Genomic DNA, 17529 nt, shown 5'->3' with positions numbered 1-17529 from the left:
CCATGCCAAACGAAAAAGAATTGATCTTTAAAGTCCGGGGACTCCAGCAGTGGTTCCCGATCAAAAAGGGCATGTTCAAACGTACGGTCGGACATGTGAAAGCGGTCGATAACGTAAGTCTGGACGTTTACAAAGGCGAGACGCTTGGTATCGTGGGAGAATCCGGGTGCGGCAAGTCCACGCTGGGAAAGACGATGATGATGCTCCAGAAGCCTACCGGCGGTTCAGTTGAATACAACTACGGAAACGGAAACTTCAGGGATATCACAAAATTCAATGGGAAGGAAATGCTGGACTTCCGCAAACAGGTGCAAATGGTCTTCCAGGATCCCTACTCCGCACTAAATCCGCTGAAGAAGATCTATACCTCCTTCGAAGAACCGCTGAAGGTGCATGGGATTCATTCCAAAGCCGAACGGGAGAAAATGATGGATTCCGTGCTGAAGATGGTCAACATCCAGCCGGATTACCTGCTTCGCTTCCCGCATGAATTTTCCGGCGGTCAGCGTCAGCGTCTCTGCATTGCCCGAGCGTTGGAAGTAAACCCGAGAGTCCTCATCTGCGATGAGCCGGTGAGTGCGCTGGATGTTTCCATTCAGGCCCAGGTGCTGAACCTGATGAAGGAGATCCAGAAGGAACTGAACCTGACCTATTTGTTCATCGCACATGACCTTTCCGTCGTGCAGTATATGAGTGACCGTATCGTGGTCATGTACCTGGGAAAGATTGTCGAGATCGCCGGGAAGCGCTCGTTATATGACAAGCCGATGCATCCGTACACCCAGGCGCTGCTCTCCGCGATCCCGGTACCGGTGATCCATCAGGAAAAGAAGCGTCAGGTGCTGCAAGGTGAAGTGCCAAGTCCGATCAACAAACCGCCTGGCTGCGCCTTCCACACACGCTGCCTGCACTGCATGGACATCTGCAAACAGGAAGAACCGCAGCTTTCGCCGGACAAGATTGATCCGGAGCATCTGTGTGCCTGCCATCTTTATAAATAGCAGGGCAGGTGAAGAGTAAAGTTGTTACATCACTTTTCATCTTTATTAAGTTTATAAACAAAGTGCGCATGCCTTTTATCATGGGTTTTTGAATGGAGTATTCGCGGTTTACCGCAGATACTCTATTCTATTTATCAGGGGAAAAACGCGGTTTATTGATTTAATCGGAAATTTTCATAAAAAACATATTTTGGTCGGCGGACACCGCGGACATTTGTCTGAAACGCGTGAAAATACAATTCCGAATTTTACTGGACTGCTGAATTCAGGTATCGAATATATCAAGATTGATATTCAGCACACCAGAGATGATGAAGCTGTGATTTTCCATGACAGAGAATTATCCGCTGTAACAAACAGTCAAAAACCGATTCCCATGCAATGCGGCGTGTCAGCAGATGATCCGGTTCCGGAGGAAAGTTGTAGACGACGGATGCGGAGACGGTTCAGACAGCTGCCCAGATCCGCTTCCGTTCCGGCACAGTAAGCAAGAAGGACGGCGTTATCCATCGGCAGGATCGCTGTATAACAATATCCTGCATCCGGATCATCCTCAATTGGCATCGGATCGCTCCAGGTTATTCCGTTATCTTTGCTGAGAGAATAAACGAGCGGTGTGCGTCCGCCGGTCGCCTTGTTTTCTTTCATGATATTGTTCAGCGGGATCGGGTTCCATATCGCCATGATCTCCCCGCCCTGAAGACGTTTCATTGACATCGGGGATAATGGGGATGTGAATCGTGACGGTATAGCTTCTGACCATGTAACACCGTTATCTTCCGAAATAAATTCATATTGACGCCCGAGATCTGTCCGGGCCCAGCCATAAAGATATCCAGGCTTTAATTCTATAACACCGGGCTCTTGCAGACCTGATCGACAAACAGGAATATTCTCGAAAGACAGTTCCGTTTGCGATTCATTCCAGGTTTTTCCATCGTCATCTGAATAAAAGAAGGTCGTCACTGCCGGGGCAAAAATCACTTTACCATCCGTATTGATTTGATTCCGATGTTCTGCGGAAGGAATAATGATCCTGCCCGATGAAAGACGAATTGCCCGGTCATTGTTGATGACAAAATATCCGTCTCTCACTGAACAGCGAATGGTTTCTCCCCAAGTCCGACCACTATCAGCAGAGTAGCGCATAACGATCCGCATGTCCAGCCAGTTCATGCGGATCAGATAGATCATCCCGATATCACCGTTCTGCATGCGCAGGAGTGAGACGCTCATTACGTTCATTGCGTCGTAATCATTAGCATGGATCACAGTCACAGGAGTATCCCATGTACGCCCACCATCGTGTGAGCGAGTGATTTTTATATCTGCTTTGGTAAAGTCACGTGCCTTTTCTCCGACAAAAGATGTATAAGCAAACAGGATCTCATCCTTTCCATCCACAGACAGAAAAGATCCTTCGCTGTTGCGCGGATTTCCATTTCCGATCGGAAAATCCATAAAATGGGCAGACTCAGAAATATATTTCATATGCTCAATATTATACCCGTCTTTGGTAGTTCACGCCAGAAGCTTCAGGCGCAAGCGGGTGAAAAAATAGCCTGAGCGCCGGTTCCCGACCAGCAGCAGCCTCGGGATTGCATACGCAGGGCAATCAGTTTACCGACATTTGCTTCAATGCAGCCCATTTCAAAAGGTTCGCCAATCTACACAGAAATTTCACCGGCATCCTTTCTGGGGCTGCGGCGTGGTAAGGTTCTGGGACTAAAGCGGGGCAGTGTCGATTCCAAACACAAAAAGATCAAAAGTAAAACCACTCAATTTTCCAGTAGGCGAGACAGGGCTCGAACCTGCGACCCCATCCTTGTAAGGGATGTGCTCTGACCAACTGAGCTACCCGCCCGAACCATCAAAGTATATCATGAAATCAACGATTCAGCGAACGTAGCCGATTCCGTCGCCAATCCGCTCAGCCATCTCTTTCCTCATCGCGTCAGTAATTCCGCCGCGAATCGTATACTCGACCTCGAATCTCGGCCCATCCGCAAGCCGCGCCGCTTCCTTCGCGAAATATTCTTCCCGCGTCATGATTACGCGCGCGGGAACGCCAGCCGCAACAACGCCCGGCGGAATCGAACCGGTCACAACCGAACCCGCGCCGATAATCGACCCATCGCCGACCGACGATCCGGGAAGCAGGATCGATCGAATACCGATAAACACGTCCGATCCAATCCGAATCTGTCCGACCTTCACGTAACCCAACGCACGCTGCGTCGACGCGTCATGCGCCAACAGAATCGCGCCTTCCGCAATTCTGGAACGGTCGCCAATCTCGATCAGCCAGCAATGCGACGGATCGATCACGGCTCCCGGCATGATCGTCACGTCCTTCCCCAACCGTAATCCCCGCTGTTTCAGCAGCGACAAGTCCGGCGTCGATAAGCTCAATTTCAGTTTTATCCAATACAGCGCGCGTTTCAAACAACTCATCCGCAATTTCACGATTCCTTCCGATGGACGCTGGCTTCGGTCGAGAAACCGTTCGGATAACGGCGCGCAACCTTCGCAAGATTCCGTTCGGCGACCTCGGAAAGAGGAACCCCAAGCGCGTCGGCATAAACGGCGATATACCAGAGAATATCGCCCAGCTCATCGACGACGCGATCCTGATCATAGGCGTGTCCATGGACAAAGACCTTCTTCGTCAGATTCGCCAGCTCTCCGGCCTCGCCCGCGATCGCCAACGACCAGCTCATATGCGTATCGCGCTGACTCATCTGATCCTTCGCGGTCCAGATACATCGCGCCTGATACTCGTCTAACCCCCGAATCTCGTCGCTCATCCGCTCTTCTCGATCGCTCCTTCCCAATTTTTTAACACCTCTATTTTACAGCAATTCCCCAGGGGGCAACAAAAAGAAAAGAAGCAAAAAGGCCGTTTTACGTCAGACGCCAGTTTTTAATCGCGCGTTCGTCGACAGCCTCCCGCGAATCACCGGGCTTCCCGCCCGTCAAGCGCAACCGACGACGAAATATAGACGCCGAACCCATTGTCGCGGCAGTACCGTTGAATCTCGCGGATCAGCGCCGGATCCGTCGTATACTCCAACAGGTAAACGACCAGCCCCGCGCGTCGGACCCTTTCGAGATAATCGGTAAAATAGGCACGGTCCGCGAGCGGCTGCGCCTCAAAAAGATCGCGTTCGTAATCTTCAATCCGCGAAAAAACGCCCTCCTGGTTCACGCCGGAAATCAGGCCTCCCTGGCCTTCGTCGATCAGCCATTCAACAAAATCATCCCCACCGTTAATCAGGATCGGGAGGTCGTACGCTTTCAGCCCGGTCAGGATCCGCGTCAGCCCCTGAGCTGTTCTTTCGCCCGGATACAGCGCGTAAACGTCGAAATTGTCCAGGAAAAAGCCGTCGACGCCCTTTTCAGCCAGACTTTTCGCGAGCTCGTCTACAACGAACACGCCCCAGCCTGGATCCGAGACGTCCACCCAGTATTCATTGGGCCAGTTCTCATATCGCGCCAGCTTCAACACCTCAAACCGCGCGAAATAATCGCGGTAGGTTTCTAAAGCGCCGACGCTGATATACGAATAAACAAACTGCCCCCGGGCTTTCAGCGCCCGGATCGTCTCCGCCGAAAAGCTTAGCCCGTCGACAACGATCGTCCGGTACCCAGCCGAAACGTCCAGAATTTCCGCTTCCTCAACGCCGATAAAAACGCCGTAGTCCGCCGCGGCTTCAACGCGCCCGACAAACGGACGCCCCGCAAAAAGCGCCAGAAATACAAAGAAGATCAGCTTACGAATCATTGCCTTCCGCTATTTCGTCCCAATCAACAGCGTCGACCCGCCCAGCAGCAGCCATTGCGCCTGGCTTCGGGACATGAACATTCCCCTCGTCGTATCGATCAACTCGACTTTTTCGTACCCCTGCGCCTTCAAAGAATCCACAAACTTTTGCATATCGCCGTATCGAACCGGCGACATCAGATCATGAATCGCGAAGGTTCCACCCTTTTTCAGGACGCGCAGCGTCTCGCGCAGCAGCTGCTGCTTATCGACGAGGCCAATATTATGATACACGTAATTGCTCGTCACCGCGTCAAACGTCTCATCCGGGAAATCAAGCTTTATCGCGTCTCCCTTGGCAAAACGCGCATTTTTGACGCCCTCCGCCGCTGAATTTCGATAACAAAGATCATAGCTATACGAAACATATTCCGCTTCCCAGCGATCGATCCCCAACATTTCCGCCCCCGGATTCGCCTTAGCGCAGGCGATCGTCAGCGCGCCGCTTCCACAACCCACGTCCAATCCTTTTCCGCCGTCAGGCAGCTTCACGCAGCTCGCAACGCCGCTGATAATTTTTCGCGCCAGGCTGTCCTCATCTCTGAATAAAAACGCCCGGTACGCCGCGACGGACCAGACCGCGGCCGCGGCAATCGCCAGAAACGCGACTCCAAGGATGATCGTCAGGATCGTCCGCGTCAGGCCCTGAACGCCGAGCCCCATTCCGCCAAACAGAATCAACAAAACCAATAACGCGGCCGCGCCAGCGACCAGCCCAATCATCATCCCCTTCGGGACCCAATTCTTATAATCCGGGTTCATTACAAATCGTCCTTTATCTGCTTGCCTCATGCTTCCGCGCTTTCTCGACCCAAATCGCAAAAAGCACAGTCGCGCAAGTTAGCGCATACTAATTCTAAATTATATCTGATGATCAACGCTTCCGCAAATATGGGATATCCAAAGAGCATCGACCGAATCCAATCGTGCAAATGGGCCTGTTTATGGACGCGGATGAGATACCGTTGTCCTTTTCCATCTTCAACGGGATGAAAATGAACAGCAGTCGCTGAAGCCGCTGGAACGGAAAATCATATTTGAATATGGATTGGACGAATTCGCCGTCTGTACAGACGGCAGGCTGGGGTCGCCGGGAAATAGGAGTTTCAACGATCGATTTGGACAAAAATTTATCACAACACAATCGCTGAAAAAACTGAAGGAATTCCTGAAAGAATTTGCCTTGGGGAGAGACGGCTGGCAGTTAGTTGGATGCGATAAGACTTATCATCTGGATGAAATTGACGAGGAAATCTTCAAAGATACGGCCTTTTATAAGGATCGCATCATGGCCCATTTTCAAACCTGCTTCCTTGCGTTGATTGTGTTTAAGATCCTTCAGCAGAAGCTGAATCATCGGTTTATTTCTGAAGAAATCATCGCCACGCTTCGAGATATGAATATGAAAATTGTGCCCGGGCAGGGATTTGTCCCGCTATACACGCGGACGGATTTGACGAATGCGCTGCATGACGCCTTTGGGGTCCGAACTGACCGCCAGATTGTTCCCACGGCGCAGATGAAATCGATCTGCACGAAGACAAAGAGGGATTCCGCTGGGAATATTACTACCGCCTTGCGATTAGAAAAACAGCCCTTTTCTGGCTTTTTTACGCCTGAATCGGGCTGTTTCTTTCTTTCCAACTGTCAATTTTACGATTATATCATGTTATGATTGGCGCATGAAGGAACGATGGTCGCTGTATCTGCATGTCCCATTCTGCCGGACCCGGTGCAATTACTGCGATTTCGTGACTTCTTCGAAACATGGCGACCTGATCGCGCCGTACATCGACGCGCTCTGCGCCGAGATAACGATCACGGCTGACCGGCTCATTGTTCGGGAGCCGGTGCATTCGGTTTACTTCGGCGGCGGGACGCCGTCGCTTCTGCCGGCAGCGCAGGCGGCAAAAATTTTAGCCACGATCCGTTCGGCGTTTGAGCTCACCGACGACGCAGAAATTACGCTTGAAACGAATCCGGGCGATCTGACCGCGGAACGGGCGGCCGTGCTGCGGGAGATGGGCGTGAACCGGCTCAGTATCGGGATGCAGTCCGGCCATGATGACGAGCTTCGGCTGATGGGGCGCAGACATACCCTCGCTGATACGGTCTGCGCCGTCAAAACCGCGCGCGACGCCGGCTTTGAGAATCTGAGTTTGGACCTGATTTTCGGATATCCGAATCAAAGCGCCGCCGCGTGGTGCGAGTCGCTTGAACTCGCTTGCGCGCTTCGCCCGGATCATTTATCCCTTTATGCGATGTCGATCGAATCCAGAACGCCGTTGGCCAGGACGATCCGAAGCGGCAAGCTCGCCGAACTGAGTGACGATCTCCTCGCCGACCGATACGATTTCGCCGTCGATTTCCTCGAACGGCGCGGCTGGAACCGCTACGAAATTTCGAACTGGAGCCAGGATCCGGAATTTGAAAGCCGGCATAATAAGCAGTACTGGAAACTCGATCCGTATCTGGGCTTTGGCGCCGCAGCTCATGGCTTTATCGCTCATACCCGAACGCGAAACGTACTGAACACGGCCGCATATCTCCGCAGGATCAACCGCGCTGGCCAATCCCGCTCAGCGTTTCCCGCCGCCGCTGAGATCCAGCGGCAGTCGCAGGAGGACGAGATGCGCGACACGATGATTTTCGGGCTGCGCCTGCTCCGCGAAGGGGTAGATCTGAACCGCTTTGCTGATCGTTTTGGCGTACGCGCCGAAGCAGTCTTCGCCGATTTTATCAGGGAACATGCCGCCGCGAATCGGATCATCGTCGCGGATGGAAGAGCGCGGCTGAATCCGCGTTGCGCGTTCGTCAGCAATCAGATTTTCGTTGACCTGATCTGAGAATTTATCATGAAACGATAACCTGCGTGCCAAGTCCGATCGTGTCGATTGCCAGCGTCGGCGTCCGCGGAGTGCACCAGCGGTATAGCCATTTCGCTTCTTCGTTCCGCATATTCACACAGCCGCGGCTCATCGTCAGTCCCCAATTCCGATGCCAGTAGGTTCCATGGAGCGCGACGCCGGTCACAGGCTCAAAAAACGAGACCCATGGAACGCCGGGAAGCTCGTACGCGTCGGGATCATCGGTCAGGTTCCCGTCGCCCATATGCTTCGACGGCATTTTATTTTGAATATTAAACGTTCCTGTCGGCGTCGCCGTCGGAATCTGCCCGTCCGGAACGTCCTTGATAATTCCGGTCGAAACCGTCGTCCGGAAGATTTCCCGATCGTATTCGAACGCGGTAAGCTGCTGAAGCCCGATCTTGATTTCGATCCGCTTCTGGGTCCAGGGAACGTCGACCGATACCGGCGTCAGTTCGGAAGTCGGGATAATCCGCATGTGATCGGCCGCTATGAAATAATCAAGCGAGTCCACGTCAAAGAATTCGTCTTTCAGCCGGTACCAGGCTCGACCGTCCGGTCCGGTTTCGACGCCGACGACCCAATGGACCGATTCATAATATAAGCGATAAACGTTTCGCCAGCTTCCGTCCCGGTTATGGAGCTTCGCCTGCGTAAATGGGACGGTGACTTCGCCGAGGACGCCCGGCGCCGGCGCGCTGTTCACCGAGTAATCGACCTGATTCAGCCGCGTATCGACGAGCTGAACGTGACCTGAATGAATATATCCGCCCCAGACCCGATACCAGTACGGATTATAGCCGGGCCCATGATCCGATTCGACCTCATAGTAAACGTTCATCAGGTCGTCCCGGAACGCCTGATAAATGATCCGCGCCTCGTCCCATGGCTGGGAATAGACGCTGAGGCTGGGGATTGCTACGCGAGCCTGCTTTCCGGCCGTACCGATCGGCGACGCGTCCGCGAACGCGGGATTCAAATTAACCGTCGATAAAAACACGCCCGCCCCGACGGCGGCGATACCGGTCTTCAGGAATTGTCGTCGCGATGCATCGAACCGATTCTTCATTTTTCAATCTGCAAGCGCCGATCAGATAACCCACCTGATCCGTGGATTCTTCGTCAGTGCGATATAAATCGCGTCGACTTGCTCGCGCGACTGCGCGGTAAACGTATAGTTCACTGAAATATATTTTTTCTCTCGGCTGGGAACCGTTTTGAGGTCGGCTTCATTGACCTCGACGCCGTTAGCGGCGAACGCTTTCAAGACATCCGCGATCATCTCCGGATCGTTTTCGCCAATAATCCTCATCGGCATTTCGCATGGAAACGTCAGGATTGGCTCCGGCTCGGCTGCGTCCGGACCCAGTGGGATCACCTCGTCCGCATCGCTGCGTTCGCCTTCGAATTGATTCGTTCCGTCCTCTTTCATCTTTCCCTGCCTCCTTGCGCACGACCGCTGTCAAGCGCATGCGTATATTTTACCAGCTATTCTTTTCAGCCCTTACCTCGGTGAAAACCCTACGCATTGTTCCGCTTCCCTGAGATAGCGTGGCAATGCGCAGTTGAAAGGCGATTCCACGTTGAAAATCGGCTGCTTTTTACATGCCTCGCAAATACGCTTAGAATACGGTCCCGAACTGGCGGTCGCCAGCGTCGCCGAGGCCGGGAAGGATATACCCTCGTTCGTTCAGGCGCTCGTCCACGGCGGCCAGATGAATATCGACGTCGGGATGAGCCCGGGTCAGGGCGTCGATGCCTTCCGGCGCGCCGATCAGCCCGATGAATTTAATCCGGCAGGCGCCCCATTTTTTTACAATATGGATAGCAGCGATCGCGGAACCGCCGGTCGCAAGCATCGGATCCAAAATGAACGCTAAGTTGAACGGATGATCTTTTGGCAGTTTATTATAGTATTCGACCGGCTGAAGCGTTTCTTCGTTTCGGTAGAAACCGATATGAAAAACATGGGCGTTGGGGATCAGCGTCCAAATTCCTTCGACCATTCCTAATCCGGCGCGGAGAATCGGGATCAGCGCGATATGCTCGCGCATGACCTGCCCGCTGGTTTTCATCAGCGGGGTTTCAACGTCGATCGGGCGAATCGGCAGATCGAACGTTGATTCGTAACAGAGCAGCATGCCAAGCTCATTGACGACCTGGCGGAAAATGGTCGGGTTGGTGTCGACGGATCGAAGGATGGACAGCTTATGCTGAATGAGCGGATGATTGCTGATGGTGAGTTTTGACATGAAAGATCCTTCCAGCAGACAGACTCGTCTTTGATGAATTTTTCTTATTATATCGCGTTAAATTTAAGTCGGTATAATTTGGATAGCTTGAAATTGCAGGAGGCTGCGGTTTGACCCATGAATGATTCAGGTTTTTCGAATATTCCGCGAAGCGTGCCCAAGCCGCGAGTCTGGGCGCATCGCGGCGCGTCGGTGTCGTTTCCGGAGAATACGCTCTCCGCGTTTCAGGGCGCAATCGACGCGGGGGCGGATGGCGTCGAGTTGGATGTACATCTCAGTTCGGACGGACGCCTGGTCGTGACGCATGACGAAGATACGGTTCGGGTTACGGGAAAGCATGGCCGGATCGCGGCGATGACGCTGGCGGAGCTTCGCGCGCTGAATTTCGCGGCCTTTCGCCCGGATGCGCCGTTTGAAACGGCTCCGACGTTGGACGAGGTTTTTGAACTGATCGCGCCGTCACGACTGACGATTAATATTGAATTGAAGAATTCGATCGAGGCATACCCGGGGATGGAGGAGAAAATTCTGGCGCTGGTCGACGAGCGGAGCTTTTCGGAACGGGTTCTCTATTCGTCTTTTAATCATGATTCGATGGCGAAAATGAAACGGCTCGACCCACGCGCGAAGGTTGGACTACTCTTTCAGTTTTTCAGTTGGGGTGTTTTCCGCCGCGCGGCGGAAATTGGCGCGGCCGCGCTGCATCCGCATTGGCGCCTGGCGCGGTTCGGCCCGTTCGTCGGCATGGCGCACCGGCGTGGGATCGCGGTTCACGGATGGACGGTTAATTCTGTCTCCGGTTTTGAAGCCTGCCGCAGGGCGGGAGCGGACGCCGTGATTACGAATGATCCCGCGGCGGCGGTTCGAGCGTTCTCTGACGGAACCGCTTTATGGAAGGGTAAACAGGCCAGCGCCGGGTAGAATTAAGGGGTTCCTTCCGGTGAAAACCCGTTGAACGATTTATTCTTGATGATAAAGAAAAGAGGTCGATACATGAGCGCAGATAAGTCCGGAAATCGTTTGGATATGCGGAAGACGTTTCTGATTGGGTTAGGGTTCTTTTCGTCTTCGCTGCTTTGGTCCGTGTATAACAGTTTCGTTCCGCTGATTTTGCGCGGGTTTATATCGTCAACGACGCTGATTGGGTCGATCATGACGATCGATAATATATTCGGCGTGATTTTCCAGCCATTGTTCGGGATGTTGAGCGACCGGACGCGAACGCCAATCGGAAAACGCATGCCTTACATTATAATTGGCGCGCCGGTTTGCGGAATTTTATTCGCACTGATTCCGCAGATGCGCTCGCTGTTCGCGCTGATGGCGATCGTTATCTTGTTTAATTTTGTCATGTCGATCTGGCGTTCGCCGATGATCGCGCTGATGCCGGATCTGACGCCGGAAAAACAGCGGTCGCAGGCCAATGGGATTATCAACCTGATGGGGGGATTGGCGGCGATTCTGGCGTTCCTGGTCGGCGGAAAATTAGCCGACGCGTATGGACGTGCCGCAACGTTCCAGATGGCTTCCGGAACGCTGCTGGTCGCGGTCATTCTTCTTTTCGTCTTTGTCAAAGAAAAGAAATCTCCTGATTCGGCGGTTTCGGGCGCGGGCGGATCGGAGCTGGATTCGCTTCGGAGCGGGGGCTTCGGCGCGTTTCGACGGCTGGACCGAACACGTCGGCGCGGGTTGGGGTTGATTCTGTTCGCAATTTTCTTCTGGTTCTGCGCTTTTAACGCGGTTGAGACGTTCTTTACGCTGTACGCGACGACGACGTTTGGCCTGACCGATGGGCAGGCGGCGATGACGCTGGCGTTCTTCTCGGTCTCGTTCGTTGCGTTCGCGATTCCGGCAGGGTTTATCGGCGCGAGGATTGGCCGGCGTCAGACGATCCTGCTGGGACTGATTGGAATGATCGCTGTATTTTTGCCGATGAATTTTATTACGAATCTGACGGTTGTCCGCGTGCTGCTGCTGTTGGCGGGGCTCGGCTGGGCCTGCGTCAACATTAATTCGCTGCCGATGGTGCTGAATTTTGCGGACGAGGCTGAGCTGGGGACGTTCACCGGGTATTACTATTTCTTCTCGTTCGCGGCCGCGATTTTCAGCCCGATCCTGTTCGGCGTACTGCGCGATTCGAGCGGAACGTATGCGACGCTGTTCGTTTATGCGCCGATCTGCTTTGCGCTGGCGTGCGTTTGCGTCTTCCTGTTCAGGCAGGACGCGGCGGCTGACGGGGAGCAGGCGTAGGCATTCGTGGAACGGGAGTTGGATATTCGACGAGATTTTTTTCAGGCGTATTTTTCAGATACGCCTGAAAAAAGTTATGCGAAGAACGAGGAAACGGTAAGGACGCTGGCCTTGGTTATTCTATATTCCTGTGGCGTTTTTCCATTAATTCGTGGGAAAGGTTCAAATCCTTTTCTGACAGCATGATGATCATATCAAATAGTAAAAAGAGATGCTGCTCAAATAAATTTCCCATGGGTTGAATTGATTCGATACACCGCGTGTCTGTTCCATTGAATACGGCAGCGGGGACGAATAGCGTTTTATCAGCAAGCAATGGCGTTTTTTCATTTGGGTTCCCTGTAACGACGAGGATTCTGGCTCCTGTGTTTTTTGCCTGCTCCACCACATAATGAATATGGCCTATTTTTCCAGAACCGTTTACCGCAATAAATAAATCGTTCTCCCCCATACCTGGGGTCGTATCATCCCAGATCCAGTGTGTTTCCTTTCCTAAATGCATCAGACGCATTGCGAAACCCCTCGCCGCGATTCCTTCACGTCCAACACCCATGATGAAAACTCGATCAGCTTTGATGATTTCTTCGATCGTTTCCCGGAGCTCGTCTAAGTTCTGATTTTGAAAAACTTGTTCGTGCTCGGCCAAAACGGTCTCGTACAATTTTATATAGTCGTCTTTAAACGTATTTATATCCATTTATAGTTATTTCCTTTCAGTTTTTGCGTTTATATTTCCGATCAGATGATTTAATCCCAATACTAAGATTAATACGGAACCCCAGATTAATTTCTTTGTATATGGAGAAAGGGAGAGCATTGTGAACGCGCTGGACATGATCTGCATGAGGATAATAGCTAAAAAGACCCCTCGTACTCGTCCGCTTCCTCCATTCGGATTAATACCCCCGACGACACAGACGATCATCGTTTGGAGTAGATAAGACGATCCATAGCCGACTTTCGCCGAATTAACTCTGCTGAGGATGATCAATCCTGATATTCCGGACAATATTGCGGAGAGAATAAATGTCCATGCACAAACTTTCCCGGTATTGATACCGCTGAATCTCGCGGCCACTTTATTCTCTCCATATAAATAAATCTCGCGGCCAAATTTAGTCTTTTCCAGGAATATCGTTAATAAAATTGAAACCACCGCAAAAACGATAAAAATAACCGGCACGCCGTAAAACTCGGCTTTCCCGAATTCTGTAAAAGAGAAAACGATATTGCCGACGCTTACGCCGCTCGTTAGCGCCATCCCGATCCCCTGGAACAAGATCATCGTTCCTAACGTCGAAATTAATGAAGGGGCGGAAGTCTTTGAAATCAGGATCCCATTAAATATTCCGAAGAGAACGCTTGACAGAATTGCGATAAGAAGGGCCGCAGGAATTCTGAATGATTCGGGAAGCAAGGGCAGCCAGGTTCCATTGAGCGTGAAGGCTGAAAAAATTGAAACCGTATTCGCAATATTGATGATGGATAAATCGATTCCACCGCTGAGATTCGATAGCATCATGGCCAACGCGAGGAATCCGAATTCAGGAATCTGAAATGCCATCGATTTGATATTTGCTTCGGAAAACATCAGATTCGGGAAAAGGATTGCGGATAAAACGCAGACAGTTATTACCAACCCAAGCAAGATTGAAAAATTTATATCTTCAAATAGCTTTTCTCTGAATGATTTCATGTCGCTCTCTAATTCGTAAATATAAGGTTGTTTTGATTCCGAAGCCGCTCTTGATAAGAACTGATCGCGATGGCGACAACTAAGATTGAACCGGTGAAAAGGTCGTTCCATGATGAGGACAGCCCGATCAGGATCAACGTCGAGTTCAGGATATAGATGATGAGAATCCCCAATATTGCTCCGAAGATATTGCCTTCCCCGCCCGTAATTTTTGTGCCGCCGATGACGACTGCCGCAACGATGGGCAACTCGCCTCCTATCATTTTATTGGGGTATAGAGCATTGATTTGCGCGACGTATATAATTCCGGCTAACCCGGCTAAAATGCCAGACCAGATATACACAAAGAATCGAATTTTATTTGGATCGAAACCAATGCGGCGTGCCGATTCTTCGTCGTTTCCTACGGCGATAACCCCTCTTCCTATCATTGTTCTATTGAGAAAAAACCAGGTTATAGACATTGCCAGAATAACGGGAACGATTGACAGCGTCAAGCCGACAATCCCATCCTCAGTTTGAATTTTGAAGAGCGTTCCGCTTCCAAATTTGTGAAGTCCCGTTGGTAAAACCCCAGCCCCAAAAGATTTATCGCTGATGAATGTTGTCATGATCCCGTGGAAGAGGTTCTGCGTTCCCAGCGTAATAATGAACGGCGGGAGTTTTAACCAATTAATCAGGGCGGCATTAATTGCCCCTAATACAATTCCGAAAGCCATTGAGCAGATTGCGGCGAAGAGAAAATTATTAATGCCTGACGAAATCATGATATTTATCGTGGTATAGCTTCCGAAAAGCGCGATCGCCATGAAGGAAACGTCAATCCCGCCGGAAATCATCACGACTAACAATCCAATTGCAAGAATTACCGAAGTCGAAGCGGTTCGAACGATATCGAAAATGGTGGTAACCTGTAAAAAAGCAGGATTAACAGCGCCTACGAAAACGCAGTAGAGCGCGATGATGGCTATCAAAACTTTTTGGTACTGGTCTGATTTTCGTTTCATGTTTTATACCCGTTCGATGTTTTTTTCCTCTTTGCTGCCTACAATATCTAAAATTGTTTCTCTTGCGTCTGGCTTTTCCAAATCCTCCTCGTCTAAAACCGTCTTTATCGAACCATCCTGTAAAATCAGCACCTTGTTACAGTTTGCGAGGATTTCTTCCGCTTCATCGGATATAAGTATGAATGCCATTCCGTCCGTAGCAAGGCTGTGAATTTGTTGGTATATCTCAGCTTTCGATCCGATATCAATTCCTACCGTAGGGCTATCCATGATAAAAATTGAGGGTTTTGTTTCCATCCATTTTCCAATGACTGTTTTTTGTTGATTCCCGCCGGAGAGCGTGTTGATAATCGTTTCTTTTGATGGCGTGCGAATTTTCAGAGTTGCGATACAGTCCTCTGCAATTTCATCCTCTTCCTTTTTATCTATGATATATCTTTTTGAAATGCGGTCTAAAATTGTCGCGGATACGTTTTCGGTTATTTTTCGCCCCATAAAGAGACCTTGTGAAAAACGATCTTCAGGCAGGAGCGCTATCTTGTTTGCCTTCGCTGCTTGCGGGGATGTAATTTTCAGATTTTTTCCTTCAACCCTGATCGTTCCAGAATTTGTTGGATTCAGTCCGAAAAGCGATAGCGCGATTTCGGTGCGCCCGGAACCAAGCAATCCAATTAATCCGAGAATATCTCCTTTTCGAAGGTCGAAAGATATGTTTGTAAATTGATTATTTCTTGATAATTGGTTGACTTCAAGGATTGGCGTATCGTTTTTGATTGTTCTTTTGTATCTTGGGTAGTCAATTTCTCTTCCTGTTATATGTTTAGATAAGGATTTTTCATCAAGCTCGTTTCGATCAAAGTCGCCGATTTTTTCGCCATTTCGAAGAACCGTGATAACGTCGGCAATAGAGAATACCTCGTTTAACTTGTGACTCACGAAAATAATCGATATCCCGTTTGATTGCAGGTTGCGAACGATTTTGAGAAGAAGGGTTACTTCCTTTTTCGTCAAAGTAGTCGTAGGCTCATCCATAATCAGGATTTTTGCGTCATGCGCTAACGCTCTGCAGATTGCGGTCAGTTGCCGTGTGGCCATTGAGGACTCGCTGATCTTTTTGTCTAAATCGAGCTCAACGCCGATTTTTTGCAGTTGTTCGGTTGCGATCCGATAGACTTCGTTCCAATTAACAATTTTTCTGTTTTCCGCGCGTAATCTTTCAATCGCGATATTTTCAGCTACGCTCATTTGAAGAAAGAGTGAAAGATCTTGATAAATTACCTGCACGCCTTCTCGAATTGCCTGCCCTGTTGTTAGCTTTTGGTAACGATTGTTATTCAGGATGATATACCCTGAATCTTGCGTATATACGCCTGAAATACATTTTATCAGCGTCGATTTTCCACACCCATTTTCTCCAACTAAACAGTGGATTTCTCCTCGATTGACTTTCAGATCGATATTTTTCAATGCCTGGACGCCGGCAAAGGTCTTCGTAATTTTTTCCGCAATCAGGATTGGTTCCATTTATTCTCCGTGTTGGATGAAACGTATTTAAAAGACCTGCCCGCTATGATAAGCCGGGCAGATCTTTTATAAGGTCAATTCTTAGAAATTATAATCGTCTATATTGTCTGCCGTAAATTCAAGCGGCGCGAATCCATAGGCAATATTGTCAACCACGTTGATATTATCGTATCCTGTGGCTTTAAGATCTGAGCCGGTTTCAACGCCTTGGCCTGACGCGATTAAATATGCCGCGTAGCAGGTTGCGTAACCCGCATCGGCTGGGCGCCAAGCCTGGCCATGCTGCATGGAACCATCTTTCAGATAGGTCGCGGACATGGACGGCAGCGCAAGCGAAACGACTTTAATATCATTGGCTTTCCCTTTTTCCGATAGCGCCTGACTGATTCCGCCGCCATGAGCGGAGCAATCAAAGAATCCATTGATTTCCGGGTAAGCTTTCAGGATTTCGAGCGTTTTGTTATACGCGCCTTCAACACTGTTCTTATCTTCAAAGGGTTCGTCGGCGAGATTTTTCATTTCCGGATATTTCCCGGCAATATAGTTAACGGCGGCGTTATACCACGCCATATGGGTTTCCATCGTAAGTCCGCCGACGAAACCAACGTACGCGCCTTTTCCGCCCATTGCTGCGGCAAGGTTTTCACCAAACAATTCACCAAAATCTTCATTGACGAACGCTTCAATGTCAAGGTCGACGCTGTCGGCGATGCCTGGAGCTTCATGCGTTACAACGACAATTCCAGCATCTCTCGCTTTTTGAATCGTCGGAAGGAGCGCTTCCGGATCATTTGGAACGATACAGATCGCATCGACACCTTGCGCGATCAGGTTTTCCATGATTGCGATCTGGCTCGCGGCATCACCTGTTTCGGGGACCTGTACCGATACGTTCAGGCCTGTATCTTTTTTCAGCTGCTCAATTCCCGTGGCCATATCGTCGAACCACGAATCGCTTTGTTTCACGATCATGACGATCTTGAAATCGCCGGGCGCGATTTGCTGTTGTTCTGACGCATTGGCCAAAACCGGCGCGGTGCCGACTGCGACTTGAAAACAGGCAACGACAATGAGGATCAATGCGATATAAAATTTTTTCATCTTCTTCT

General features: G+C 50.5%; 18 protein-coding genes and 1 tRNA gene. 5 read left to right on the top strand and 14 right to left on the bottom strand.

Going from position 1 to position 17529, the window contains the following annotated elements:
* Positions 1 to 2: 2 nt before the first annotated feature.
* Positions 3 to 1001 carry a peptide ABC transporter ATP-binding protein gene (locus tag BEQ56_05745; protein AOH43020.1) on the top strand — a complete coding sequence of 333 codons (999 nt, stop codon included), beginning with the start codon at positions 3 to 5 and terminating at the stop codon, positions 999 to 1001.
* A gap of 360 nt (positions 1002 to 1361) precedes the next feature.
* Here the strand turns inward: BEQ56_05745 and BEQ56_05740 are convergent, their stop codons facing one another.
* The 6 genes from BEQ56_05740 to BEQ56_05715 all read right to left on the bottom strand — a co-directional run bounded on the left by BEQ56_05740 (position 1362) and on the right by BEQ56_05715 (position 5586).
* The gene (locus tag BEQ56_05740) at positions 1362 to 2492 is read right to left on the bottom strand and encodes a hypothetical protein (GenBank protein AOH43019.1); all 1131 of its coding nucleotides are present in this window, start codon (positions 2490 to 2492) and stop codon (positions 1362 to 1364) included.
* 299 nt (positions 2493 to 2791) lie between these two features.
* A tRNA-Val gene (locus BEQ56_05735) sits at positions 2792 to 2865 on the bottom strand.
* 32 nt (positions 2866 to 2897) lie between these two features.
* On the bottom strand, positions 2898 to 3455 hold the full coding sequence (locus BEQ56_05730) for a hypothetical protein (GenBank protein AOH44424.1): 558 nt from the start codon (positions 3453 to 3455) through the stop codon (positions 2898 to 2900).
* A gap of 8 nt (positions 3456 to 3463) precedes the next feature.
* A complete protein-coding gene (locus BEQ56_05725) occupies positions 3464 to 3742 on the bottom strand; it encodes a hypothetical protein (GenBank protein AOH44423.1) in 279 nt (92 codons plus the stop codon).
* Positions 3743 to 3957: 215 nt separating this feature from the next.
* Positions 3958 to 4785 (bottom strand): hypothetical protein, encoded by an 828-nt coding sequence (locus BEQ56_05720; protein AOH43018.1) that lies wholly within the window; start codon positions 4783 to 4785, stop codon positions 3958 to 3960.
* A gap of 9 nt (positions 4786 to 4794) precedes the next feature.
* A complete protein-coding gene (locus BEQ56_05715; protein AOH43017.1) occupies positions 4795 to 5586 on the bottom strand; it encodes a methyltransferase type 11 in 792 nt (263 codons plus the stop codon).
* A gap of 286 nt (positions 5587 to 5872) precedes the next feature.
* Here BEQ56_05715 and BEQ56_05710 point away from each other — a divergent pair, with 286 nt between their 5' ends.
* On the top strand, positions 5873 to 6499 hold the full coding sequence (locus BEQ56_05710; GenBank protein ID AOH43016.1) for a hypothetical protein: 627 nt from the start codon (positions 5873 to 5875) through the stop codon (positions 6497 to 6499).
* 7 nt (positions 6500 to 6506) lie between these two features.
* Positions 6507 to 7670, top strand: a complete 1164-nt coding sequence (locus BEQ56_05705; GenBank protein AOH43015.1) for a hypothetical protein — start codon at positions 6507 to 6509, stop codon at positions 7668 to 7670.
* Positions 7671 to 7677: 7 nt separating this feature from the next.
* Here BEQ56_05705 and BEQ56_05700 read toward each other — a convergent pair whose 3' ends face one another.
* From BEQ56_05700 to BEQ56_05690, 3 genes are all read right to left on the bottom strand, one after another.
* Positions 7678 to 8760 carry a hypothetical protein gene (locus BEQ56_05700; protein ID AOH43014.1) on the bottom strand — a complete coding sequence of 361 codons (1083 nt, stop codon included), beginning with the start codon at positions 8758 to 8760 and terminating at the stop codon, positions 7678 to 7680.
* 21 nt (positions 8761 to 8781) lie between these two features.
* The gene (locus tag BEQ56_05695) at positions 8782 to 9123 is read right to left on the bottom strand and encodes a hypothetical protein (GenBank protein ID AOH43013.1); all 342 of its coding nucleotides are present in this window, start codon (positions 9121 to 9123) and stop codon (positions 8782 to 8784) included.
* A gap of 190 nt (positions 9124 to 9313) precedes the next feature.
* Complete coding sequence (locus BEQ56_05690) at positions 9314 to 9943, bottom strand: uracil phosphoribosyltransferase (GenBank protein ID AOH43012.1); 630 nt, start codon at positions 9941 to 9943, stop codon at positions 9314 to 9316.
* A 117-nt stretch (positions 9944 to 10060) separates the two neighbouring features.
* On the opposite strand from BEQ56_05690, the gene BEQ56_05685 reads away from it, so the two are divergent.
* Both BEQ56_05685 and BEQ56_05680 read left to right on the top strand, forming a co-directional pair.
* On the top strand, positions 10061 to 10864 hold the full coding sequence (locus BEQ56_05685) for a hypothetical protein (GenBank protein ID AOH43011.1): 804 nt from the start codon (positions 10061 to 10063) through the stop codon (positions 10862 to 10864).
* A 105-nt stretch (positions 10865 to 10969) separates the two neighbouring features.
* Positions 10970 to 12193: a hypothetical protein gene (locus BEQ56_05680; protein AOH44422.1), complete on the top strand. Its 1224-nt coding sequence runs from the start codon at positions 10970 to 10972 to the stop codon at positions 12191 to 12193.
* Between the two features lie 115 nt (positions 12194 to 12308).
* Here the strand turns inward: BEQ56_05680 and BEQ56_05675 are convergent, their stop codons facing one another.
* The 5 genes from BEQ56_05675 to BEQ56_05655 all read right to left on the bottom strand — a co-directional run bounded on the left by BEQ56_05675 (position 12309) and on the right by BEQ56_05655 (position 17521).
* Positions 12309 to 12890 carry a 6-phospho-3-hexuloisomerase gene (locus BEQ56_05675; GenBank protein AOH43010.1) on the bottom strand — a complete coding sequence of 194 codons (582 nt, stop codon included), beginning with the start codon at positions 12888 to 12890 and terminating at the stop codon, positions 12309 to 12311.
* A 6-nt stretch (positions 12891 to 12896) separates the two neighbouring features.
* Positions 12897 to 13889 (bottom strand): inner-membrane translocator, encoded by a 993-nt coding sequence (locus tag BEQ56_05670; protein AOH43009.1) that lies wholly within the window; start codon positions 13887 to 13889, stop codon positions 12897 to 12899.
* Between the two features lie 8 nt (positions 13890 to 13897).
* Positions 13898 to 14896, bottom strand: a complete 999-nt coding sequence (locus BEQ56_05665) for an inner-membrane translocator (protein AOH43008.1) — start codon at positions 14894 to 14896, stop codon at positions 13898 to 13900.
* 3 nt (positions 14897 to 14899) lie between these two features.
* On the bottom strand, positions 14900 to 16420 hold the full coding sequence (locus tag BEQ56_05660) for a lipase (GenBank protein ID AOH43007.1): 1521 nt from the start codon (positions 16418 to 16420) through the stop codon (positions 14900 to 14902).
* Between the two features lie 81 nt (positions 16421 to 16501).
* Positions 16502 to 17521 (bottom strand): sugar ABC transporter substrate-binding protein, encoded by a 1020-nt coding sequence (locus tag BEQ56_05655; GenBank protein ID AOH43006.1) that lies wholly within the window; start codon positions 17519 to 17521, stop codon positions 16502 to 16504.
* Positions 17522 to 17529 lie beyond the last annotated feature (8 nt).

The organism is Anaerolineaceae bacterium oral taxon 439, assembly GCA_001717545.1.
Taxonomy (GTDB): Bacteria; Chloroflexota; Anaerolineae; order Anaerolineales; family Anaerolineaceae; genus Flexilinea.
This window is presented reverse-complemented; position numbering and strand designations above follow the sequence as displayed.